Origin of the sequence: Sulfoacidibacillus ferrooxidans, from assembly GCF_022606465.1 — a bacterium.
GTDB lineage: Bacteria > Bacillota > Bacilli > Alicyclobacillales > SLC66 > Sulfoacidibacillus > Sulfoacidibacillus ferrooxidans.
Genome location: NZ_JALBUF010000018.1, coordinates 11,894 through 35,876, shown reverse-complemented (window position 1 = coordinate 35,876; position 23,983 = coordinate 11,894). Strand labels below are relative to the sequence as shown.

At 41.0% G+C, this 23,983-nt stretch carries 18 protein-coding genes and 2 pseudogenes; 12 read left to right on the top strand and 8 right to left on the bottom strand.

Going from position 1 to position 23,983, the window contains the following annotated elements:
- Positions 1-925 precede the first annotated feature (925 nt).
- The 4 genes from MM817_RS14495 (at position 926) to MM817_RS14480 (ending at position 5,074) form a co-directional block, all read left to right on the top strand.
- Positions 926-2,623 (top strand): helix-turn-helix domain-containing protein, encoded by a 1,698-nt coding sequence (locus MM817_RS14495; protein WP_241716444.1) that lies wholly within the window; start codon positions 926-928, stop codon positions 2,621-2,623.
- 8 nt (positions 2,624-2,631) lie between these two features.
- Entirely contained in the window at positions 2,632-3,711 is a 1,080-nt protein-coding gene (locus MM817_RS14490; protein ID WP_241716442.1) for an RNA-guided endonuclease InsQ/TnpB family protein, read from the top strand.
- A 153-nt stretch (positions 3,712-3,864) separates the two neighbouring features.
- Entirely contained in the window at positions 3,865-4,638 is a 774-nt protein-coding gene (locus MM817_RS14485; RefSeq protein ID WP_241716440.1) for a ParA family protein, read from the top strand.
- Positions 4,625-5,074: a hypothetical protein gene (locus tag MM817_RS14480; RefSeq protein ID WP_241716438.1), complete on the top strand. Its 450-nt coding sequence runs from the start codon at positions 4,625-4,627 to the stop codon at positions 5,072-5,074. The genes MM817_RS14485 and MM817_RS14480 overlap by 14 nt, the downstream gene beginning before the upstream one ends.
- A 274-nt stretch (positions 5,075-5,348) precedes the next feature.
- Here the strand turns inward: MM817_RS14480 and MM817_RS14475 are convergent, their stop codons facing one another.
- Both MM817_RS14475 and MM817_RS14470 read right to left on the bottom strand, forming a co-directional pair.
- Positions 5,349-6,095, bottom strand: a complete 747-nt coding sequence (locus MM817_RS14475) for a PaeR7I family type II restriction endonuclease (protein ID WP_241716436.1) — start codon at positions 6,093-6,095, stop codon at positions 5,349-5,351.
- Between the two features lie 11 nt (positions 6,096-6,106).
- The gene (locus tag MM817_RS14470; protein ID WP_241716434.1) at positions 6,107-7,816 is read right to left on the bottom strand and encodes an Eco57I restriction-modification methylase domain-containing protein; all 1,710 of its coding nucleotides are present in this window, start codon (positions 7,814-7,816) and stop codon (positions 6,107-6,109) included.
- A 379-nt stretch (positions 7,817-8,195) separates the two neighbouring features.
- Between MM817_RS14470 and MM817_RS14465 the strand changes: the two genes are divergently transcribed.
- Positions 8,196-8,372, top strand: coding sequence for a hypothetical protein (locus MM817_RS14465; RefSeq protein WP_241716432.1), 177 nt, complete (start codon positions 8,196-8,198; stop codon positions 8,370-8,372).
- Positions 8,373-8,641: 269 nt separating this feature from the next.
- Here the strand turns inward: MM817_RS14465 and MM817_RS14460 are convergent, their stop codons facing one another.
- On the bottom strand, positions 8,642-8,863 hold the full coding sequence (locus MM817_RS14460; RefSeq protein WP_241716430.1) for a hypothetical protein: 222 nt from the start codon (positions 8,861-8,863) through the stop codon (positions 8,642-8,644).
- 581 nt (positions 8,864-9,444) lie between these two features.
- Between MM817_RS14460 and MM817_RS14455 the strand changes: the two genes are divergently transcribed.
- A complete protein-coding gene (locus MM817_RS14455; RefSeq protein ID WP_241716428.1) occupies positions 9,445-10,554 on the top strand; it encodes a phospholipase D family protein in 1,110 nt (369 codons plus the stop codon).
- Between the two features lie 138 nt (positions 10,555-10,692).
- On the opposite strand, the gene MM817_RS14450 is transcribed toward MM817_RS14455, so the two are convergent.
- From MM817_RS14450 to MM817_RS14430, 5 genes are all read right to left on the bottom strand, one after another.
- Positions 10,693-12,447 (bottom strand): type I restriction-modification system subunit M, encoded by a 1,755-nt coding sequence (locus MM817_RS14450; RefSeq protein WP_241716426.1) that lies wholly within the window; start codon positions 12,445-12,447, stop codon positions 10,693-10,695.
- Between the two features lie 16 nt (positions 12,448-12,463).
- Entirely contained in the window at positions 12,464-13,576 is a 1,113-nt protein-coding gene (locus tag MM817_RS14445; protein ID WP_241716424.1) for an AAA family ATPase, read from the bottom strand.
- Entirely contained in the window at positions 13,573-14,799 is a 1,227-nt protein-coding gene (locus MM817_RS14440; protein ID WP_241716422.1) for a restriction endonuclease subunit S, read from the bottom strand. The genes MM817_RS14445 and MM817_RS14440 overlap by 4 nt, the downstream gene beginning before the upstream one ends.
- Positions 14,792-17,800: a type I restriction endonuclease subunit R gene (locus tag MM817_RS14435; protein ID WP_241716420.1), complete on the bottom strand. Its 3,009-nt coding sequence runs from the start codon at positions 17,798-17,800 to the stop codon at positions 14,792-14,794. Before MM817_RS14435 ends, MM817_RS14440 begins: the two co-directional genes overlap by 8 nt.
- An 852-nt stretch (positions 17,801-18,652) precedes the next feature.
- Complete coding sequence (locus MM817_RS14430; RefSeq protein ID WP_241716417.1) at positions 18,653-20,134, bottom strand: transposase; 1,482 nt, start codon at positions 20,132-20,134, stop codon at positions 18,653-18,655.
- A 256-nt stretch (positions 20,135-20,390) separates the two neighbouring features.
- On the opposite strand from MM817_RS14430, the gene MM817_RS14425 reads away from it, so the two are divergent.
- From MM817_RS14425 to MM817_RS14405, 6 genes and pseudogenes are all read left to right on the top strand, one after another.
- A complete protein-coding gene (locus MM817_RS14425) occupies positions 20,391-20,693 on the top strand; it encodes a group II intron maturase-specific domain-containing protein (RefSeq protein WP_241716415.1) in 303 nt (100 codons plus the stop codon).
- A gap of 621 nt (positions 20,694-21,314) precedes the next feature.
- Positions 21,315-21,699 (top strand): annotated as a pseudogene (locus MM817_RS14420) (ATP-binding protein); the annotation flags it as partial.
- A gap of 134 nt (positions 21,700-21,833) precedes the next feature.
- Positions 21,834-22,209: pseudogene (locus tag MM817_RS17570) on the top strand (ATP-binding protein).
- 175 nt (positions 22,210-22,384) lie between these two features.
- Positions 22,385-22,885 (top strand): hypothetical protein, encoded by a 501-nt coding sequence (locus MM817_RS14415; RefSeq protein WP_241716413.1) that lies wholly within the window; start codon positions 22,385-22,387, stop codon positions 22,883-22,885.
- A 90-nt stretch (positions 22,886-22,975) separates the two neighbouring features.
- Positions 22,976-23,473 carry a hypothetical protein gene (locus MM817_RS14410; RefSeq protein ID WP_241716411.1) on the top strand — a complete coding sequence of 166 codons (498 nt, stop codon included), beginning with the start codon at positions 22,976-22,978 and terminating at the stop codon, positions 23,471-23,473.
- 24 nt (positions 23,474-23,497) lie between these two features.
- Positions 23,498-23,890 carry a hypothetical protein gene (locus tag MM817_RS14405; RefSeq protein ID WP_241716409.1) on the top strand — a complete coding sequence of 131 codons (393 nt, stop codon included), beginning with the start codon at positions 23,498-23,500 and terminating at the stop codon, positions 23,888-23,890.
- Positions 23,891-23,983 lie beyond the last annotated feature (93 nt).

Below are 23,983 nucleotides of genomic sequence, written 5' to 3'. Positions count from 1 at the left end.
ATAAGTACACTGTATAAGTACACTGTATAAGTACACTGTATAAGTACACTGTATAAGTACACTGTATAAGTACACTGTATAAGTACACTGTATAAGTACACTGTATAAGTACACTGTATAAGTACACTGTATAAGTACACTGTATAAGTACACTGTATAAGTACACTGTATAAGTACACTGTATAAGTACACCGTATAAGTACACCGTATAAGTACACCGTATAAGTACACCGTATAAGTACACTATTCAAAAAATATAATACAATTTAAACGTTGCAATCATATTATTAACATGCTATTTTAGTCATAGATCAAACACATGTGCGGATTAGACACAACAAAACCCTGCAGGTGCGTTACCACCATACAGGGCCGTCTATACTCAACTATCAAACTAGTCGAGCTACGTTTTTGTTGTAACCGATAATCGGTATAGGTCAATTGTACCCTACTACGGATTATTGGACAACAATCAAAAAACGGCAGCACTCGACACTACAGTTGAGCAAAGCCGTTTTTTGTTGAAGTTTTTTTCTAACATGTGCTATCATTTTAGAAAAAGAAAAATGCAAACTCCTAAAAAAAATAGAACCATCTGTTTGAGCCCAGACGGTCCTAACGTGTAGAAACTATTTAACATACAAAACATTCACTGGCACACTGGCAATTAAATTTACATTCTAATTTTAGCAAAAAAAAATCATGTCTGCAACCCCTATTTTGAGTTTGTCTAAAACTCATATACGCTGCTGCAGAACTAATTTTTAAATCCCTAAAAAGTCAATCATAACTAAGAGATTTGTTTAATGGATCGGTACATATAGAAATTTATTTTGCTTCAAAAACGCTCAATCTCTGTTATTTTTTTGTGTTAAATTATTGTTTGTGAGTAATATTTTTCAATTTTATAGGCGGAGGTAACGATATGACCGATGAATTTATAGTCCGTTTGGGCGAATCCAAACAAGACAAGCTGAACAAGGAATTTTCGATGTTGCACGACGAGACGTCCTTTGAGATTATGCGCAAAGTCGGCTCTGAAGGTTTTGCTATGTATTACACGCTAAATAGTTATACCCGCGGTAACTCTGGAGTGATGGCCTTCCCCAAAAATGATACTTTGGCTCGAAAATTAAACGTTAATGAGCGGACGGTCCGACGTTGGAAGAGCGTATTGATCCAAGAAAATATATTGCGTGTCATACCTTGTCATCTTGACAACGGAACACAAACGTCAAATGTAATCCTATTAAATGCTGCTTACCCAGAAATACCCGATGATTGGTTTACATATGGAGCAGAAGGATTTGTTCACTCTAAGGGTTGTTTACCGAAACCGAAAAAATCGAATTCGGACATAATCATGCGAAAAATCCGCGTCAAACATGGGCGGACAAATTTGTCCGGGTATCAAAACATGGGCGGACAAAACTGTCCGGGTATCAAAATGAGGGCGGACAAAACTGCCCGGGAGAGGGGGACAAAACTGTCCGCCTCCCCCCCCTCCGAGATCGCAGACGGGGCAAGGGCTGACGGAACTTTTTTTGAGGGTGAACCATACGTAGTTGAACCATACAAAAAGATAGATATATATGACGCGCGTGAAGAAAATAGTTTTAAAAAACCAACTAATTCAGGCAACGATAACAACACGCTTGGACAATCATGCCCAGCACCTCTTATACAGTCTCCTGATTTAGTCCGTATCCTGAACGTGTATACAGAGCATCACTTTCGTCCTGCATTAACCTTCGTCACACAAGATCAATTGTCTGCCTTATTAGCAGAGGCGGGTGTAGACCTCTTGCAAGAAGCCATGGAGATAGCCATACAGTACAACGCATGCAACTTGCGCTACGTTGAGACCGTAGTTGACTCTCTCAAGAGACGAGCGGATGAAGCCGTGACACCTGCTCTTGTACAAGTTCAGGATGCCCAACGTGCGTCATCTTATACACAAAAACCATCGTCTAAACCAAATTATTCCCGTTCGTCCTATGCCAAGCGAGGTTTGACCATCGCCGAAGCGAGAGAAGCAGGTCAACAGACTGTATGTGTTCAACCAGATAAATATGCAGAGATGAACGCGACATTACAGAGGATCCAGTCGCAGGATCACGTTTCTCCGTCTGTGGAGGAATCCGACAACAGTAATACAGCGTGTCTACAAGAGCCTTGTGCAGTCCAAACAGCAACACCTTGGGGAGACATGCAGATCATTGACGAAAATCAATCTAGTGAACACGTAGAAGAGTTCAACAAGGCGCTGATAGACAAAACATCAAACAAGACGGTAGAAACACCTGTAGAGGCAATTCATGGCGATTTTGAGGTATCTGAAGATGGACGAACAGTTGCAGAGATCAGGCAACAAGAGATTCGGGATTTTTTTCGTACGATGCAAGCGAAAAAAACAGTGGACAAGCCCATGCACATGCTCGATGCGGATCAAGAGCCAGCGCCAGCAACACAACAAGGCAAGTACGCTCGGTTTTATCGAATGCGCCGTAAAACCCCTTGCTTTAGCTATGGGGATATAAGGCGCTCGCCGTCAGGCGCTACGGTGGGCACTGTTCAACTGGACGTGATCAAGAAGTATATCGAAGAGCAGAAATCGAGGTGAGATCGATCATGCGAAAAGCGTACAAATACAGACTCTATCTTACGAAAGCGCAAGAAGAGAACATCCAGTTCACCTTAGAACGATGTCGCTTGCTCTACAATCGTTTGCTTGACGAACGGCGTTTTGCCTATGAAACGGACAAGACTACGCTGAACTACTATGATCAGGCAAATACGCTGAATGAGCGCAAAAAGTACATTCCAGCATTGAAGCAAGTTCACTCGCAAGTATTGCAGGACGTGGCAAAACGGCTTGACAAAGCCTTTCAAGCCTTCTTTCGTCGTGTGAAGGCAGGTGAAACACCTGGGTATCCACGATTCAAATCAGCAGGACGATATGACTCTTTCACGTATCCACAGGGCGGCTATGCGATCAATGGTCATCAATTAACACTCTCAAAGATTGGCGAAGTGAAAATAAAACTTCATCGCCTACCACAAGGAAAAATCAAAACCTGTACTGTCATGGTGAAAAACGGTAAGTATTACGCTAGTCTGTCATGCGATGTGGAGCCGAATACCTTGCCAGAGTCGAATGCCACCGTTGGGATCGACCTTGGTGTCAAGCATCTTGCCATTACGTCTGATGGGGATTTTTACGAACACCCGAAATTCCTACGTGAATCCGAATGGAAATTGCACAGAAAACAACGGTCAGTATCACGTAAAAAGAAGGGATCTTCTCGTCGCCGCAAAGCCATCAGAGAACTGGCGAGATTGCATGAGCATATCGCAAATCAACGTAGGGACTATGCGCACAAAGTATCTCGAAAATTGGTCAACGGATATGGACTCATTGCTTTTGAACATCTGAACGTGCAAGGAATGGTGAAAAATCACCACCTTGCTAAAAGCATCGTTGATGCGTCTTGGCATCAACTCGTACAGTACACCACGTACAAAGCGGAAGAAGCTGGTCGTCGTGTCGTACTTGTCGATCCCAAAAACACAAGTCAACTCTGCTCGAATTGCGGGGAAATCGTCCCTAAGAAACTGTCTGAGCGTGTACACAGGTGCAATTATTGTGGCTATGTTCAAGATCGGGACGTAAACGCGGCACAAAACATCTTGAAACGTGCGTTAGCCTAGTATTTTGACTTGGCTTGGACTGAGCCTTCAGAACGTAACGTAGGCGGTTGCGTCATGCGTGTTCTGAGAAGCCCCTGCCTTTAGGCATGGGGAGTGGTCACTCTCTGTACACTATTTTAGTGTACTAGTAAAATAGAGATGAGGTGATAGTTTATGGGCAAAATAATTAGTTTTGGTCTTCAAAAAGGTGGTGTAGGGAAGTCTACAACTACCGGGTTAACGTCTCATATTTTGAGCGAGATGGGGTATAAAGTATTAAGTGTAGATTTTGACTCTCAGGGTAATTTGACACAGTTGTTAACACGCCGTTCTCCTTACGATTTTGTACATAAAACATCGCTTGAGGCGTGCAAAGAGGGTAATCCTAAACCGTACATTCATAAAATAACAGATAATCTACATTTATTACCTGCGGAGGATTTTCTGTCGCAATTTGATAAATGGATCTATACACAGGTGCCTGAAACGAAACAAATGACAGTTTTGAAAAGTACACTTGATGTAGTAAGAGATGAGTATGATTATATTTTTATTGATCTTCCTCCAAACCTCGGTGGACTTACCCTTAATGGTGTATGCGCTAGTGATTTTGCAATTGTAATTATGCAAAGTGAACCATTTGCATATGATGCATTAGAACGATACTTAGAAATCGTTCAGGCTATTCAAAATAAGGTAAATCATAATTTGCGTTTAGCTGGTATATTAGTGAGTTTACTTGATGCTCGTACAAACATCGGGACTTATATAATGGAAAGAGTAAAAGAAGAGTACAGTGACTTCGTATTTGAAACAGTCATTCGTAGAAAAAGTCGAGTTATAGAATTTAGTGTTGAAGGTGTTCAATCAAAAAGCAGGTCAGATCGTGATGCTCTTCAACAATACAAGAATTTTTGTGAGGAGTTGATTAAACGTGTCAACAATTGATAAACGCAAACGGTTTGATAGTTTAATGCCGATTAGAACAGAAGTGCCCCCACATAAATCTGAAGTGATAGAAGGATTGATGGGTGGAAGCATAGCTCCTTCTAATGAAGTAATAAATAAAGCAGATAAGAAACCCATGATTGAAATAGAAGATAGTAATATTGAAACATCACTAAATAAGTCCGTTTCAATAGAAGTAATACCTAATGTTGAAAAACCAGGAATAGAGATTTTAGAAGCTATCGAAGAATTTGAACGAACTCGTCTAGAAAAAGTAAAGTATGATGAGCTATATAGCAAACACACTTTTGTGATAAAAAGGGAGCTGCTTAAACGGCTAGAACTTGTAGCAGAGAAACATTCGCGTGGGTTTAAAACAAAATTCATAAACGATTTATTAGAAGTTGGATTGAGCCAATTGGAGAAAAAGGATTAAATATTTTGTGTAAATTCATTTTCACGAGTGTGCCGGTAGTTGTCTGTCACGACCACCTCCATCCAGAATATCCCTGTGTAGCAACAGGGTAAGGCTGTCAATGTATTTACTCCAGCTTGACAGCCCAATCGATTCACCTACCAGACTTGCGTGGCGGTGGATTGCACATGCATAGGGAATCCATCCTAGCTACACTGGTACTAGGCTTACTTGCTCAAATCAAGTGGAGGATGTAATGTCCCAGAGAGGTACCGGGACATTTGACTGACATGATTCACGAACCAATAATATGCCCAACCAAAGAACGCACAAAGCTGTGCATCGTTAAATCACTAGCGGGTTCACTGTACCCTCCATAGGCTGCGGCTTCTTGGTTAGACATCAAAAATGCTGCGGCTGTGTAGTTGCGCTCCAATAACAGCTTTTTGCAGAACAATTCATACCGTTTTGCGTAGGATGTGTCCCTAAACTCATTAAATACTTTGAAATGCGGTTCTGCAACTCGCACGGGCACGGTAGACTTCAATGATTCTTCTAAAACCATCAGATAACCCAACCATGGCGAAGGAGCAGAATCACCGAACGCACCTTCGCGGTAGGCGGTTAGAATGTCTAATGAACTACCCATAGCTTCTTCGGTGCGGTTGTTGAAATTATTACCGAATGAGCCGACTTGTGATTTCAATTCAATGGCTGCGATTAGGCGTTTTCCTCCAGAGGGTTGCTTACGGATGACGACCAAATCCCATTGCTTCGAAGGTCGGTAAAATCCCGGCAGTTCCAGTTTGCCTGATGTGAATATTTCCTCATCCAAGACCCCATTTTGCGTAAGTATCCATCGTAGGACTTTGAGAAAACCATTGAGTTGCTTTCCACCTGTGACAGAGCCTCGCGTGCCTTGATTTTGCACGTTCCCCTCGCTGTTTTTATCCCGCTGCGACGTACGAGTAGTCCAGAAAAATGAAATGGCTTCGTTGGTTCGGTGCTCTAATTCTTCTTTTGATGGAATAAAGATGTCCAATGCTATCCCCCTCAAACGACGGTTTTTCGTATGACTTGTAAATCCGAAGCTGTCAATCCATATGTCTCCGAGACGACTCGATCCAGTCCTTCTCTATCTGCAATCAAATCAGGATTTCTAAGCGTGCGAAGTTGCGCATCGGTTATTGATTTAAGAGCAGGAAGATGTATACGGCGCAGGTATTGGGCTTGATACCTCAAAAAATCGCCACGCATCTTAACTGCATAAGACCAGATAAAAAACCTAACCACTGATGAAAGTAGGACGGCACGCAGGGCATCAATGTCCCATGCACCCGGCAAAACATAGTACAAATTGTGATGCGGGTAAAAATGCCCATCATCTTTCACGATGTGGTTATCTGCTTTTACGTCAGGTATCAGAAGCTTCGGCGTTCCAACAAGTTCTGGATAAATTCGATCTATCGTTCTGTACCATTTTTTCTCTGATTTCTTTGCCACGTTTCGTCCTCTTACAATTTCTCCATGTATATCAAAGTACCTCTTCAATTTTGGATACTCGCCTAAATCAATGAGGGAGCCGTCGGACAAGAAAGGGTTGATAACGTAATTGCCACCCCATCGTATCTCTCCACTAGTAATGTCGCGTGTAGTCACAATAGGAACAAGTAATTCTAACTCAATGTCGAGTTTTTGTGCTTCAGGATTAACGATATATACTCGGTCGGCACCTGTTGCTACACCAATACCTATTTTTATGCCGTGTGTGTCATCCTCGATTAGAGGATGAGCTTCTTCCATTTTTCGCAAGACCCGATGATGGTCAGATGATTCAAGAATCCAGGGCGCATCGCCAGTCACCCAGTGTTGGAATTGATGAGATGCAATTTCATCGTTGTTGGACGGTTTTTCACCATTAAGCAAAATTCTTCGAGCCTTGTCACAGGAACCTTCATCAACTTTTTCCATAGAAAGTACATGAACTGATTCATCACTATCAGTATCGGAAATTACAAAAATAGCGGGATAAGCTGATACGTCGTCTGCGAAGGGGCTTGTCTTGTGTACATCAATGATGTATTTGAGTTGATAATTCGAGACAATAAACTCTCTCAGACGTTTCCCATAACGGTTCCGCATAAAGCGGTCGGCACAAATAAACGATAGTGCTCCGTTCGCATTTAGAAGTTCTAAGCTGTGCTGAATGAATGGAACATACAAGTCTGCTCGATCATAAATAGTTGAATACAGTGACCTATAGAGGCTCATTTTCTCATCTGGGATGAGTTCTTGCCGGACATATGGAGGATTTCCAATTACATATTCAAACCTAGAATGCTCACAATCATCGTGAAACAATAAGTCCCTGTTCCAGAGTAAAAAGTCCTCACATATCAGCCATTTATCTAGTAATTGAGTAATCTCCATCAGTGACAGACCATGATTCATCATAACGGTGGTTAGATTTATTCTGCACATTCTTTGAGCGTCAGGATTTATTTCAATTCCGCGAACGCAAGAAGACAAGGCTATAGAAGCTCCTTCAATGCTTCCGGTGTGCAATTTGTAAGATGATAGTAGTCTTGATACAGCTTGAACTAAAAAGGCTCCGTCTCCTGCGGAAGGGTCGAGAAGACGTTGAATGTGAAGTGGTTTGTGAGGCGTATATCCAACAAGATCGAGTATCAAATTTACTACTTCGGGATTGGTGTAAACGGCTCCGTGAAGTTTTTGAAAAATAGGGTCTTGAGTATTGAGCAACTGGTGTGGCCTCCCGATAAATACCGACAAATTTATCTCTTAAAGAATTGTACCATGCCCACTTGATGGTGTGTCCGAGTAAAAACGAGAAATTGATTTTGCGTATTATTATCTGAATTTATGCTAGAATAGCGATAGTGGGAGGGACAAGCAAAGAACGGTGCGGTAGAGAAACCAATTCCGAAGCTACGTGAAGCTCGAATCGCGGCCAAATTGACTCAGGATGAATTGGCGGAAAAGGGTGGAGTCACGTGGAGAATTATTTAAAATTTGGAAATAGGTAAAATTCTTCCGAATATCTATCTGCTGTTTATTCTCGCTGTATTACTTGGTATAGCATGGTATGAGCTATATACCGAGGGAAAGGGGGAACCAACAAATGGACAAGCAGACTGAGCGATATTGGGGTCATCTGTTGTTTGGAACGGTTGCAGCTCTTTCTTTGTACACTGCCATCAAGGAAGATAACCCGACAGCATTATTAGGAACTCTTGCCGGGATTGCAGGGCACGTACTGGTCGAAAAAGCAAACAACCAAGACAATGCTTGGGCATAAGCAAAGTATTGACCGTCTAAAATCAACTATTGTTATCAGTTTAATAATTCCTTTACGTCTAACTGCAAATAACTAAGCCATCCGAATGGGGGCGATGACCACACATCTGACAATACCCTGTTGCTGTATAATCGCCATGACCGTCTATCCCCCTGTAGCTTCGACCACGTGTGGTGTTTTCTTTCGACACTGTGAACATTTCACTTAATGGATAAGCATAGTGTGAACATTACTCACATATTTTTATTATATATTTATACAAATTAGTGTTATTTTGTGCTGTTTCTAATCTGTGAAAAATTCATTCCTTTCTTTACCTTTGAGAATAAATCGCTCCATGCAATTTCTTTAGATGAATAGGCAATTACTGAATACCCGCCGTCTGGGGGATAGGCTTTAGCAGGAAACATAATTCGAAACTCTCCATCTTGCTGTTGTTGGATAGACACACCAGCCTTTGCGCATCTCAATTCAACTTCTTCGTCTTTCATAATCACCATCCATCCCTTCTTTATATTTTTAATTAATACAAATTTAAACCTATCGTATATACTAGCTCTACAGATTCCACAACCCAACGAACCTCTCTCCCCATAGTACCACCTAGCGACATTCAAAACAATTGTTACTTACACAAATATTTTTAAATATTCTTTCTATACGGTGAAGAACAACGGATTGAAACCGCTGACCCACGCTCTGCTAGCTCTACCGTTGAGCTAATGCCGCCATCCCTTTATGATATTTATTTTTGAGGACAATTTAACCGAAAGCTCATGCTACCATTTTGATTCTACCACTATCCTGAACACTATGAATATCTCCATTATTTAGCTCGTCTCACCAAATAAACTCCCCTTACGACTTTTTATAGTGAACCCAAGAATACGGACACCCCATGAGAGGACAGTTGGGGTACACTACATTCCTTTACTTAATTAAGAATTCCTTATTATAAATGTTACTGCTATAATAAAGAGTATACAGTCACCATTGTAACATTGACAAAATTTTATAAATATTGTACATAAAATACGAAGAATTCGATTTCTATAAACAGAGGTGAAATACTATGGAAGTTCACTTTAGAAGTGTACGTAGGAAACGTATTGGTTCAAAGTTTAAAACACTGTGGACAAAGTCTAAGGCTAATCGTTTAAAATCACTAAATAAGGAAATTTTAGAAGCAGTAAAAAAACTCCAACGTGCCTATTACGGATACGATCCGGTTGTATCAACATTTAATAATACACAGCTTATTTCTAACATTGACCTTATATGCAGGGCTTTTTCAATATCGCTAACTAGACCGAACAATAAAGATTACATTCTCTCAAAGCTTTCTGGAGCCAGTTATGGAATTTACCCGAATGATCGGAAGGTAATTTTCATAGAAAAGAATTTGCATATTGGGAATGAAGTTAGTTACTGGGATAATAAAGGCCATTCAAGTTTCTATTTTTGTTCCTATAGGAGCTCTCCATATTTGCTGATACGTCATAAGCACGGAATGAGCGTCATGAACGCTACGGAAGAAGTTCTGGAATCGATACAAAAAATGTACATTGAGGAATTAGGTTTTCATCTTGTTAAGGATAAAGTATCCATTTTAGTGAAAGATGATCGTGCATATTACAAAGTTGAAGTGGATGCCGAGTTTACAAATCCTAAATGGGATGACTTATCTGTCGATGAACAGGCTTGGTTTAATGACCAATGGGAACACCTTAACAGCTTCGATGGAGGGTTAGATGATAACTCTCCGATGTTTTTCGGAAATGATCGTCCTTATACCGCATATAAACACATACGTCGACTGTTCAAACGAACAACAAAAGAACTATTTGTTATTGACCCTTATATCAACGAGGATGTATTTTCAATGTTTGAAATCATCCCCGCTTCTGTGATGATTAGGCTTATCACTTCAAACTATCAAGGTGACAGTTTAGTAATAGCAAAGCGATTTCGAAGGGAACGCGGAAATTTTGATTTTCGAAAGTCTAGAAAATTACATGACCGATATCTGTTTTGTGATAATCATTGTTATTTATTTGGATCTTCTTTAAACAATTTTGGCTCACTTCCGACAACAATTGTTCCAATTCACGATAAGGAACTAGGAGATTCGGTTATGGAGTATTTCGATTCCATGTGGAACGAATGTTCGGAAATAAAGTAAACTCGATACAAGGGTTAAAAACATGGACATACTAAATTGATTTCACAAAGTCGCGACACTTCCAGATTGGTATCAATGACGAAATTTATATGAAATTACATAAAGGCTTTCAGATATACCTGAAACAACATCCTCGTTTTATGGCAACTCAGGTAAACCAAGCTCTTTTAAAAATTGATTATGCTTGGCCTTTGCCTTAATAATAGCATCCTCAATGTCATCCAAATTCTTTTTCACATCTGCAAGGTTGACGATTTCCTCTTCTGCAGCCGTGCTCACATATCGTGATATATTCAGATTATAGTCGTTCTTCTTGATTTCTTCCATGGAGACGCGGCGAGAATACTTTTTGTCATCTTCTTTTCGATATTGATATGTGTCGACTATTTTATCGATATGTTCCGGCAAAAGAACATTTTGCCGTTTACCCCTGTCATAGTACTCACTTGCGTTGATAAACAGCACGTCATCAAATTTTTTGCACTTCTTAAGCACAAGAATACAAACCGGAATACCTGTTGAGAAAAACAGGTTAGCCGGTAAACCAATAATCGTATCAATATTCCCATCCTTCAGTAGCTTTGTTCTGATTTTCTCCTCCGCTCCACCACGGAACAGAACACCATGAGGCAAGATGATTGCCATTGTTCCCTCATCACTTAAGAAGTGAAATCCATGAAGTAAAAATGCAAAGTCGGCCGCTGATTTAGGTGCAAGGCCATAGCTTTTAAAGCGGAAATCCTCTGACAGAGTGTCATTAGGCTCCCAACGGTAGCTGAAAGGTGGATTGGCTACTACTGCATCACATTCCAACTTTTTTGCCGGGTTCATTTCATTAAGAATATCCCAATCATTTAGCAGTGAATCCCCGTGGAAAATTTTAAACTCAGAATCTTTAAGCCCATGTAAAAGCATATTCATCCGAGCAAGGTTATACGTTGTGATATTCTTTTCCTGTCCATATATCTGACCGATACTATTAGCACCGAGCTGCTTTCTAACATTAATTAGAAGCGAGCCGGAGCCACACGCAAAGTCCAGCACGTTTTTGAGATGTTTCTTTTTGCCTGAGCTAGGGTCTTGGCTGTCAAGAGTTACTATGCGAGAAAGGATGGTTGAAATTTGCTGGGGCGTATAAAACTCACCTGCCTTTTTACCTGAACCAGCTGCAAATTGCCCTATCAAGTATTCATAGGCATCGCCTAAAATATCACTTTCATTGGGGAACTCCGATAATCCTTCTGCAACAGCAGTTATTATTGAACAAAGCGTTGCATTCCGTAATTCATAATTTTTTCCAAGTTTATCAGAGTCAAGGTTAACCTCTGAGAATAATCCGCGAAACGTGCTATCAAAGGATTCATTTTCTATAAATTTGAAACCTGATTGCAAGTTTTTCAGAAGATACTTGTTTTGTGTACGAGCCAATTCATATATATTACTCCAGAGATAGTGTGGCTTAATTACAAAATGAACCTTACGGCGCATTTGCTTTTCAAACGTAGCCACTTGGTCTAAATTGTGAATATACCAAACAACAAGAGGGGTCAACTTTTTACTTTCCAGCAATGCCTCATGTTCTTCGATTACAGTCTTTTTTACCTTGATCTCTAATTGCTGTTTATTAAAGTAGTTTGTTATTTGTTCTTTCAATGCGTTAATAGCATCATATTGATTAACTGAAACGGCGATTTGTTTTATTTCCTCTTCACATTGTAAATAATCACTTCCAAGCTCTTTTTTTACGGCTTCCTCATAATTATCGGAGAGATAGCGCAAGAAGAGAAAGGACAACATATAATCACGGAAGTCATCCGCATTCATAGCACCACGCAGTTTATCGGCGATACCCCATAAGGTTGCACCTAGTTGCTTTTGTTGTAAATCATTCATCATTTTTCCTCGTTTCTTAGTTGAATAAATCAGGATTAAACCTATATAAATTCATATAACGATCTAAAATAACTTTAAAGGCATCTTTATTATCCTCAACCATTTCTCTTGGTTCAAATAAAGAATAATTACTATGGCTTAATACATTCAAATACCTTGCATACACAACATCATCTGGGTCGTCATCCTCACTCTTAATACATTCGCCAAAATATTCATATCCATGAAACGATGCCGCTTTTTCAAGAATATTACGTAACATATTAAAATGATATGTGTATAGCTTCCCGGTTTTCACCGCATCTTTCAATTCTTTAATCAATGCAACATGATTGAAAAATGGCGTATCACCAGTGTCTTGAATTGTATACTCGCCAGTCACCTTGTTTTTTGATAAAAAGTAGTCTTTACCCTTTGTTTTTTTCAACTCATTAAACATTACATTAAAAAACAACGCATGGTGAGAGGAAATAACAACTTTTAAATCTTCTTTCTCTTTCAGTAAATGAACCAAATCGCCTGCAACGGCAATTACATTGTTATCGTCTAAAGATGAGATTGGATCATCAATATAGATGTACTTAACCCAACCATATGACTCTTCTTTGTCAACTACAAGTTCAATAATCGCTAGAAAGAAGCACCAAACAAAAATGGTTTCTTCTCCACGAGAAACTTTAATATAATCCATTCTTTCAGGTGCATTATCGTTTCGCACATCTCTGGAAAAGTGTACAAACCAATCATCATAATTAATATGAAATTCAAAATCTGCATATCGCCTTAAAAACCTTCGGATGCGGTCTTCCATTGCAAGCTCTCGTAAGCCATTAAAGAACTTTGAATTTCTGTTTAAAAACAATCGCCTTTCGGTATCGCCCATTAAATCGTTATCCCAAGTGAATAGATCTTCCGTAAAAGCGTTATAGTACAATGTGTCGGTCGTTTTTTCTTCGTTATCGGGAATAGGTTGTTGTCCTAAGTTTTTGAAAGCGCCGGAAAGTCTTGTTTTTCCTGTACCGTTATAAGCGAAGAGAAGTATATATTCCTTTCTATCCAAGATACTTCTAAAATGGGCTGCTAATGCATCCAAATTAGAAAAATAAGATGTAGTAGCTTGAGGACTCATTCGGTCACCTCCTCAATAGTAGGAAAGAGCCCCTGTAACAAGCCTTTTTTGTATGCTTTGAGAGCCTTAAGTTTTTCATTTTCTACAACGATAAGGTCATCGATGGATGAGAGACAGTCGGCAATTCTTTGTTGTTCTGGTAGCTCTGGAACAGTTATCGGAAAAGCTTTAAGTGAACTCCCAGATAGCTCCTTAAAAGTATTTCCCGCACCAATATCATTTAGCTTGCTTTTCTTTATTTCGAGACTAAAAAAGATAAAGTCAGTATTATACCCTAGTAGTGGAATAAGACCATGACACCCCTGATTGATTGCCATAGGTTTTTTATTGATGGACAACAATCCAATCGGTGCTCGCGTTGATACGATAACAGAATCAACAGGAAGTAGTTCTGACGAACAATTTGATAACCCTTCATCTGTAAGGGTACGAACCGTATTTGTTATATATTTGTTATACCCCTTACCCATTTCCGCAGGTGTAACCCACTGAATATTACCGCCCCAAAATTCAGGCACTGATGTGCTTGGCGTACCACCTTGGGTTACTCGACAGAGACTTGAAAGGGGCTTCTTTTCCCACTCCCCCGCATCCCGAAACCTAGGAAATCTCCATTCCGGAATATTTTGTCCTTTTTGTGGATATAACTTCTGCAATAAGCCTTTTTTGTGCGCTTTGAGAGCCTCAAGTTTTTTATTTTCTGCAGCGATAAGGTCATCAAGGGAGGACAGACAATTAGCGATTTTTTGTTGTTCTGGTACTGCTGGGAATGGAATCACTATGTTGCTCATCACGCCATTCATAAGCTTTGGATTACCGACGTATGATACATATTTTTTTGCAACACTATTGATTAGTTCGGCAACGCATAGATTGGCGTACCCACTCTCATTTATAAGTACACCGCAAACATTTGTACAATAGAACTTCCCTTCTCGGTAGTTGACATCCCCTGCATTTGCACCGTCAGTTGTCCAAGTAATCGCATCTTCATAAAGATAATTAGAGTAATATCCAGCTAGCCCACCGTTCTTAGTTTGCGATGAAAATACTGGATATGGTGATTCAATTGTTTGCACATCTTCAACCAAGGTCATCGAGAGCACTTCCCCGCGAGTGACCTTAAAAACTTCACTAACTGCTTTCTCTTCCCACTCCCCCGCATTAAGAAACTCTGGAAATCTGAATTTCGGCACTAGAAATGTTTTATTTTTCTTATTCATACGCATTCAGCCCCATAATCACACGCCCGCTTGCAAGCTTTTTAAGCAACGGAATTAAATCGTCCATCAATTCCAGTTCTTTCTTTGTTCGGTCTCTCCAGCCAAGCTCTAGCGACTCTAGTAAATCGCTTAATTTTTCACCGTCAAAAATCATACGCCCTATAATTTCATTTACAAAGGTTTGCAACGCTGCAGAGTCAACGCCATGTTTATTTGCAATTGCCGTCATTTGTTTGGATACTTTTTCCTCCCTGAATTTATGGTATCCGGCCTTTATTTCCTTTTCATCCAATCCCTTTCCGGCTTCCAGTGAGCTGATATAAGCAATAATATCTTCACGCTCTTCCAGCATATTTGAATTGGAACTAAGTAAACTAATGAGCTGATCACGGCTCATTTTTTCTTTTTTCGGTACATTCTGTTGTGTATATTTGGAAATCAACGACATGATGTAGTCGTAATCTATTATAGCAGAGGAAAATAGAACAAACTCAAAATCGAGCTGATCTACCGCTGGATCTTTATCCTTGAAATCTTTACCTTGTTGTGTTTTTAGCATTTGAGCCATTTCAATATATACACCACGAAATGCACGCATTGTGTCTTCTGGCAACAGTTCTTCAATTTTTGCTGCTTGCTCTTCTTTGATATCTGTATATTGATCAAGCTGTGTTTTAAGGCGCTGTACTTCCTTAAATTTGTTGATAAATTCACCTCGTGCGGCATCACCTTTAAGGTTGTTGACTTGTTCTGGTTTGCATTCTAATCCTTGTGATTCCATAAATTTTTCAAGCTCGGCAACTGCCTTATCCAGCTTTTCAACCACGACAGGAGCCGGGTCAACAAGCCAAATTTCTTTCGCCCTGCTACTGTTTTCTTTTCCAGAGAACAGTGCTATTGCTTCATCTACATCTTTTTCTTGCCCTTTAAAGTCAAGAATATTACCATAAGGCTTTGTGTCATTCAAAACACGATTTGTTCTTGAAAATGCTTGAATTAAGCCATGTTGTTTTAAGTTTTTATCAACATACAAGGTGTTTAGATACTTAGAATCAAATCCAGTTAAAAGCATGTCCACCACAATAGTGATATCAATTTTATTTACATGCGAATAGTCGGAATTAGGATATTTTTGGTCTTTGATTCGTTTTTGCATATCTTGATAGTATAAATCAAATTCGTTTATGCTGTGATTTGTGCCGAACTGCTTATTATAGTTATCAATGATGTTTTTGAGTGCAGCCTTTTTCTTTTCCGGCTCTTGTTCATTATCAGCTTTTTCTTGCTGTAGGTCTTCTTGAAGCTGCCTGACATCTTTATTCCCCTCGGCTGGTGGAGAGAAAACACAGGCAATGTTCAATGGCTTAAAGCATTCGCCCTCGTTCTTTTTATGTTCCTCTTGTAACGACTTGAAGAGCTCAAAATATTCTATTGCATCATTGATAGAAGCTGTGGCAAAAATCGCATTGTAACGTCGATCATTAGTAACGGCATCGTGTTTAGATAGTATTGCTTCGACAATCGCTTTTTTACTTACACTGTCAGAAGCCTTTGCTGCTTTTTTGACATCTTCCGGCTTAAAATAATCGATGTGAAAACGAAGCACATTACGGTCATCAATGGCATTCGTTATTGTATAGGCATGCAATTCTTTTTCAAAAACATCTTTTGTTGTAATATATGAACCGAAATCACCATTAACTTCCTTGTACATTGCATTTTCTTCAAATATTGGCGTTCCGGTAAAGCCGAAAAGCTGTGCTTTCGGAAAAAAGTTTTTAATAGCTGCATGGTTATCGCCAAACTGTGAACGATGACATTCATCAAAAATAATAGCAATACGTTTATCGGAGAGCTTGGCTAAGCGATCTTTATAGGTTGGTTCGCCCCTTTTCTTTTTCTCCTGATTACGCTTGCTATCTTCATCAAGAGCAAGGCCAAGTTTTTGAATGGTGGTAACAATAACTTTGTCACGATAATCATCCGAAGTAAGCCGTTTAACTAAACTTTCCGTGTTGGTATTCTCTTCAACGCAGCCCTCTTGAAATTTATTAAATTCCAATCGAGTTTGTCTATCAAGGTCTTTTCGATCAACGACAAATAAACACTTCTCAATTTCAGGATTGTCTTTCAAAAGTGTTGATGTTTTAAACGATGTAAGTGTTTTTCCACTTCCGGTAGTATGCCAGATATATCCGTTGCCACGATTCTGATCGATACAATCCATTATTGCCTTAACAGCGTAAATCTGATAAGGACGCATAATCATCAATTTTTGCTCACTTACCACAAGAACCATATAACGACTTATTAATTGTCCGAGAGTGCATTTTGGCAAAAACTTATCAGAAAAGTCATGAAGATGGGTAATTTTATTATTTTCCTGGTCTGCCAACTGATAAATGGGCAAAAAACGCTCGTCTGCATTGAAACTAAAGTGCTCCTTGGGATTGTTCGCGAAATAATATGTATTACTCTCATTACTCACGATAAAAAGCTGCATAAAGCAAAGCAAAGAGTTTGTATAACCATTGCCTGGGTCATTTTTATATTCTACAATTTGCTCCATTGCTCTTTTAGGTGTGATTTGCAGTGACTTCAGTTCAACCTGTACAACAGGGACACCATTGATGAGAATGATAACATCATAACGATGATTGCTATTATCCGTGTTAATGCGCAACTGGTTTATTACTTCAAATTCGTTTTTACACCAGTCCTTAATATTTACAAGAGTGTATTGTAGGGGCGTGTCATCATCACGCTTGAAGGTGTTGATTTCTCGTAAAGTTTTGGCTGCAGTAAATACATCCGCTGTGATAACACTATCCCTGAGGCGTGCAAACTCAGCATCGCTTAACTTTACACGATTTAATCTTTCAAAATGCTCTTTAAAATTAGATTCAAGTGCTGCTTTATCTCGAATGTCTTCTCGATGTATGTATTTTAAATTACGAATTTTTTCAATAAACTCTTCCTCTATTTGCTGTTCAGATTTCATGGTTAATCTCCTCATAACTATAAAATAGTAATTGCCAAAGCCTTTTTCAAATCTTTGCAACGTCTACTTTGTTTTTATAAGTAACTCAATTAACTCATAACTAACACTATTATTCTTACAAAGCTCTATTAAAGCATGACGGGCTATTTAATTTGCTTTGCATAATTGTTCTCTCATCGGGGTATAAATGTACATCTAACATGAAGCTCACGGGCAAGGCCTTCTTGAGACAAGCACAGTTCAATCGCACTTTTTAAACGCTTCGCTTAACTCCATTTAAGATCACATAATTATTGCACAGATAACCATAATGCATTATATCATGCTTCAGGCTTATTACCCATAGCGCATTTCGTATTCAGTTTATTATTCATATGATACAGTGGGGTTGCCAGAATTCTTTTAATTTACATTTCTACTGCAACCAAGAGTACAGGTTTGTGTTAGGCAAAAATAGTAAAAAAGAGAGATTGCATGAAATGTTGCTAAATGATCCTATAGTGGTGATGTTTTTATCCGTTATAACGTTAATCTGTTGTGAGCCGAATTATCAAGATAGTAACATTGTATCTATTTGTCTTTGTTAACATGAACACCTCGATTCGCTGTGTCTACATCTATAGCCTAACATCAAAGTGCTGAGAGAACACTGGAGAACATACTCCCATAGCCTCTCGGCATTGAGAGGTTCCTAAATGAGCAATGACGGTAATTATGCAAGTTGTTTACTGGAAATGGGGTGCCCCCGGTATGTCGGGCTGGTTTCCATAGGGAATTGGGCATGGCAAAGAAGCCACGGTCCGAATCTTTTTTGAAAAGGTCAGCGTGGCTGCTCCGGGATTTTTGTGTGGCTCAGGCTACCAAAAGAGTCGACTTCAGATCGATGTCAATCTCGTGATGCCACGCATCCAGGTGCTGACACATCATGATCCCGAAGATTCGCGTGATCCACATTTTGGTACTGCGATGGCTGGCGGCTTCAAGTCTATAGTCTACCTTTTCCCGCTTGTTGGAACGCTCAACTGACGTTCTACGTTTGTAGACATCCTTCCACATGTCGCTGTCACGTGCCACAGGTGGAAACAAACGCGGATTGTCCTTGGTGTAGGTGTACACGCAGCGACCATAAGGCGAGTTGGAACAAGGTGCATCACAAGTACAGACGCCCTTTTGCATCAAGGGGCAGCGATACTTGCGTCGCCCACGGCTACGGTCGTAGCCATTGTCTTTCATGGCCAGACCCTTTTGGCAAATGGGTACGCCCGAAGACGAAACTGAGATGTTGTCTTTGTATTTCTTGTTGCCCGTTTGGCGCTTGTTTAGGTCGATGAAAGGGATGGTACCCTTGGACTCAAAATAGCGGTAAAAGGGCATGGCATCGTGTGCAGCGTCGAGTAATACCCTCTTCCAATGCCAGTCTGGATAATACTGTTCAAACTCCTTGATGCCAACGACCAGTGAGACCGAGTCATGGCGGGAGGCTGGTCCAAGTCTCGGGTACAGTGGCAGGTCTGCGTGGCTGTCGGAAGCGGTGAACATGTAGAGATGGTAGCCAAAGTAATGGCAGTTGCGATGGCTATCCCAGCCGATATTGCAATCGGGTTGTGAATAGAGGCGATTGCAGGTGCAATCCTGGATTCCTTGCACCCGACAGGAGCAAATGCGCTTACTGCGAGGAAAGGCAGCCGTCCGAATCGGTGTTCCATCTCCAGCGACCGAGAGCGCCGACACATCACCTATGAGTCCAAGTTTTGCGGAGACTTCTACAAACTGCTCGCGAAATAACGACATAAGGATGTCGGTAGGTAACGCTCTGGGTGCAGGGCGGCGCACAAGGAGTCGATTGACCAATCGTTCTACCTTTTTGGGTGTAGTCGTTGGTGCTTTTTCACCCTTCTTGCCTTTGACTGGCTTCTTATTCCGTTTTGGTTTGATTTGGCCAGAGATATGAGAGCTAGTTAGGGGCCAAAAACGAGCGAAGAGGTTATAAAAGGTACCGACACCAGGTGTATGACCGGGCTTAAAACCACTGATGATGGCGTAAAGCGGCACCCGTCGCAATTCGTCAACCCAAGCAGTGATGGAGGTCTGACCGACTTGTACCATGAGCAGGTAAGCGCGTAGCAGATCGGCGGGGTCAGTGGCTTGAATGCCCCGAGTGGCGTACTGACTATTCAATAAAGATGCAGTGCGGGAGAGGTCGAGTAGCCAGAACTTCTCGATGAATGTCCAGTCTTTGGCGACAAGCATGAGAATGCCGCCAGAGTAATGGGTACGTAATTGTTCGAGAACGAAAGATTGGTACTGGTCGTGCGCACGAATTGAAGGTAACATGGGGTTGACTACCCCTTTCGTCGAGGCTAGAGTTGGATGGCTCTGCACCGCGATTATTGGGGTGGTTTTTACATGTCAAGTGTTATTTGCAGATTTTTGAGATGTTTTTTCGGCGGATTTCGAAAAGAAACTTCCATTTTTCAAACCTAAGAAGGTGCGACGACCACGTCAGTGGTGGAGGAAACGGCAAAAACCTCAAGACCATCAAGCCTTGAGGAATCAATAAGAAACAAATGCCGAGAGGCTATTCCCATTCATGGAGGAAAAGTTGTTTCTTAAGGTGAATTGGGAGAAGACAGTGGTGGATGAGGCATGGAAAGTGAAGTTTCTTGGATTCTCATTCTACCAATGCAAAGGAAAGATGAGAATCAGAATCCACCCGAAATCCGTTGCAAAGATGAAAGCCAAAATAAAAAAGCTTACATCAAGAAGTAATGGAATGGGAAATGTGGACAGAGCAATGAAGCTTCGTCGCTACATTATGGGATGGGTGAACTATTTCAAAATAGCGGACGTGAAGAAACTGCTTCAGACCACAGACGAATGGATGAGAAGGTGAATTCGCATGATTTACTGGAAACAATGGAAACGGGTGAGGACGAGGTACAAGATGCTACAGTCATTCGGAATCCACGAACAGAAAGCATGGGAATACGCCAACACAAGAAAGAGCTACTGGAGGACATCCGATAGCCTAATCATTTCCAAATACCTTGGTAACAACACCCTAAAGGGTTTGGGTTTCTTATCTTTCTCCGATTACTACCGACAAGTCACAGCGGAAACTTAGGAACCGCCGTATACCGAACGGTACGTACGGTGGTGTGGGAGGTCGGCTACTCAACTAATGGGTAGCCTCCTACCTGATTACATATTGTTTAGTCACTGATCAGTCTTTCGATCCTGCAAACGAGGACAAAAAATTCACACAATCACCCATAGGAGGGATACTATCCTCTACCAACGCAATTTCAAGTACTGTTGGCTCATTACAAGATAATAGTGATCCAAGGATATCACCATTTATGTCTTCCAACCCTCCTCTCACATCTCCTTTTTATTTTTCAATAGATACAAGAGTAGAGTAGTGGTTGGGTGTTGTCTAGTGCCCTTGTTATACAATTGCAAGGATCTGCACTTTTAAGCTGCAAAACTCTGCACTTCTATTCTGCAATAAACAATAGAGGCATGCCATCGTGGCAAGGAGTTGAGATTCTTTCGGGTACACGAGTTAGTGGCTTTGCTACAAAAGAAAAATGAAGATGGGACGTTAGCACGGTTTCACAGAATGATAAAACTGCGAATTACTCATCTTAGATGAAATGGGATTCACACCGTTCCACCAAACGGGTGCACAACTGCTATTCCACGTGGTCTCACATTTTTACGAGAGTCGAAGCGTTATTGTGACGTCTAATCTGGAGTTCGGTCAATGGGGAACCATATTTGGGGACAACCGACTCACTGCCGCACTAGTCGACAGATTGGTGCACTATGCACACATACTAGCCTTCACGGGTGAAAGTTACAGATTGAAACATGCACTATCTAGCGTGAAGTCCTAATATTCTGTGTTAGTAGTGCCCTATGCAAAAATTCTTTGCAAAACTATGCACTTTTTACTTGCAAAACACATTCTATCCCCTGAGCGGTCGCTAAGTGCGTTTTACCGTTAGGTTGTTCCCTACATAACGGTAAAATCTATTTTGTGTGCGCTCTCGGGCACGCGGCTTGTCGTCAGGGCTACCGCGTCCGATATATGCGTCTGCCTCGACTGTTGGATGACCTGTATCTCTCAAGAGGCGATGGAAGCTACGCAGACCGGATACGGCAGCTGGCCAAAACGGATCTACTCATCCTGGACGATTGGGACTTAGCCCCCATGACCAGTGCGCAAGCGCGAAGTATTGGAGGTTCTGGATGACCGCACAGGTACGCGAGCGACCTGCATCGCCAGCCAACTTCCGTTTGAACTCTGGCACGAGCAGATGCCCGATCCGAACGTGGCGGATGCCGTGATAGATCGTATTTCGCATCGGGCTCATCGAATTGTGATGCGTGGAGAATCGATGTGAACGAAGGGAGACCCCTTGCAAGAGGACGAAACATCTGGTAAATAAGAGTCAGGAGAGTAAGACGTGAAAGGTGGCCGGGATTTACCTGAATCACTGGCCTAGTACTTACCGCATTGAGTGGATAATTTAGAAGTAATATGCAGTAGTAACTCATCCCAATCGAGGAGGAAGTATTTTGAATCTTGAAGAAATTATTCTGCTGTCGGATATAGTAAAACTACCAAAAGAAACTCTGAAGGACATATGTATCAACTTGGACGTTCCTGATACAGGGTCTATTGGTGAACTCGCGGAGAGAGTTTGGAATAAAGAAAAAGAAGGGCAGCAACAGAAGTCTATTGTTTTTGAGACGTGTAAAGATCGAATTTTTTGCGGGCGGACTTCATCAATGTGGTATTACTCCACTTCTGAAGGAATTCGAGGAGTTAAAGAATTACTTAGGCAGGGTACAAACGACTTCGATCCTTTTGAGCACATGCGTATTCCAGACAGAGAGAGTTTGACTAGCGATCCGGTTTTAATTTGTGCCGCAGAAGGTGAACAAGAAGGAGAATACCTGCTTCGTTACACTTATAAAACAGGAGTCACCCGAGAAGTTTTTATGGATTCTGTTTCAACTCATGCCCGTAGTGCTGTAACAACGGTTCGGGTGAATGAGGAGCAGGGCTACATATAAATTCGAACTGAACCAAAAGCCGCTAATCGAATCGCTAAAACATTTGCACAAGCTATCCGACAGCATGTAACCATCGGAGTCAAGCCGATTATGTCTCGTTTTGGATACAATGTCGAGGAAATTGCAGACGCTCTTGGAGGAGAACTCGTGGATGCCGTAGGGAAACCTCAAATATACCTCGATGAATTTACTCAAAACCATGCTACTTCCGTAATTCGTATTCTTGAGGCTTTAGACTCATATTTTGAATCCGAAGATATTGAAGAACTTCAACAAAAGTTGAACGAGGCGCGAGAACTACTGGGTGACGAATATGCTGCGGTTCCATTTACTGTGCTGATTTTGAACGGGATGGAGAAGGTTGGTCTAGGGGTGAAGGATCGCGATTTGCGTGGCCTTCCTTTGTACGACTATCTGAAGTCCAATCTTGAACACCAAGGCGGTTATGTTCAGTTTTTCGTTAATGAGGATGGAGTTGAGCATCAATATACAGTTAAAATCGGGTTGAAGACGAACAGCATATATTTCATCACACCTGCTACAGAACAGGCAATGACGTATGTCCGGAAGCGTTTGGTTTTGGATTAATTTTAGTCCGTAGGAGTGGTATTTGTGCCGGATTTGTGGGATGTAGACCATTGGGTCGAAGAAGCAGCATTGTTGCCAATTACAAAGTTCTATCCATCGGCCATCACCTCTAGTACCTCCGTGCCTGTTCAAGACGTTTTTCACAAATTGTTGACCTTCGTTCAAGAAGATAGATTATTCGTCCGTTGGCAGATAATATGCCAGTCATATGACTGTGTGCGAACCATTGCGGAAGTGGATGACATTCATGAGTCTGTTGGATCAGTGGTTCATTGCTACTTCTGCGAAGAAGAGTACGAGATCAGCACCGACATGCTTTGCCCTGTGTTTGGATTCAAACAGCATTTTCGAGAAAAGATTCGACAGAGAGCAAAAAAAAAACATCATTTGCTGCACCGGCCAGGTCAGAGGTTTTGAACAGCACTCGTAAGCCGGCTGTCGCACTTTCAGTAGCATTGAATTCACAGGATGTAGAGTTGCTTCAAAGCGTAGCACCGGGTGTGGCCGAGA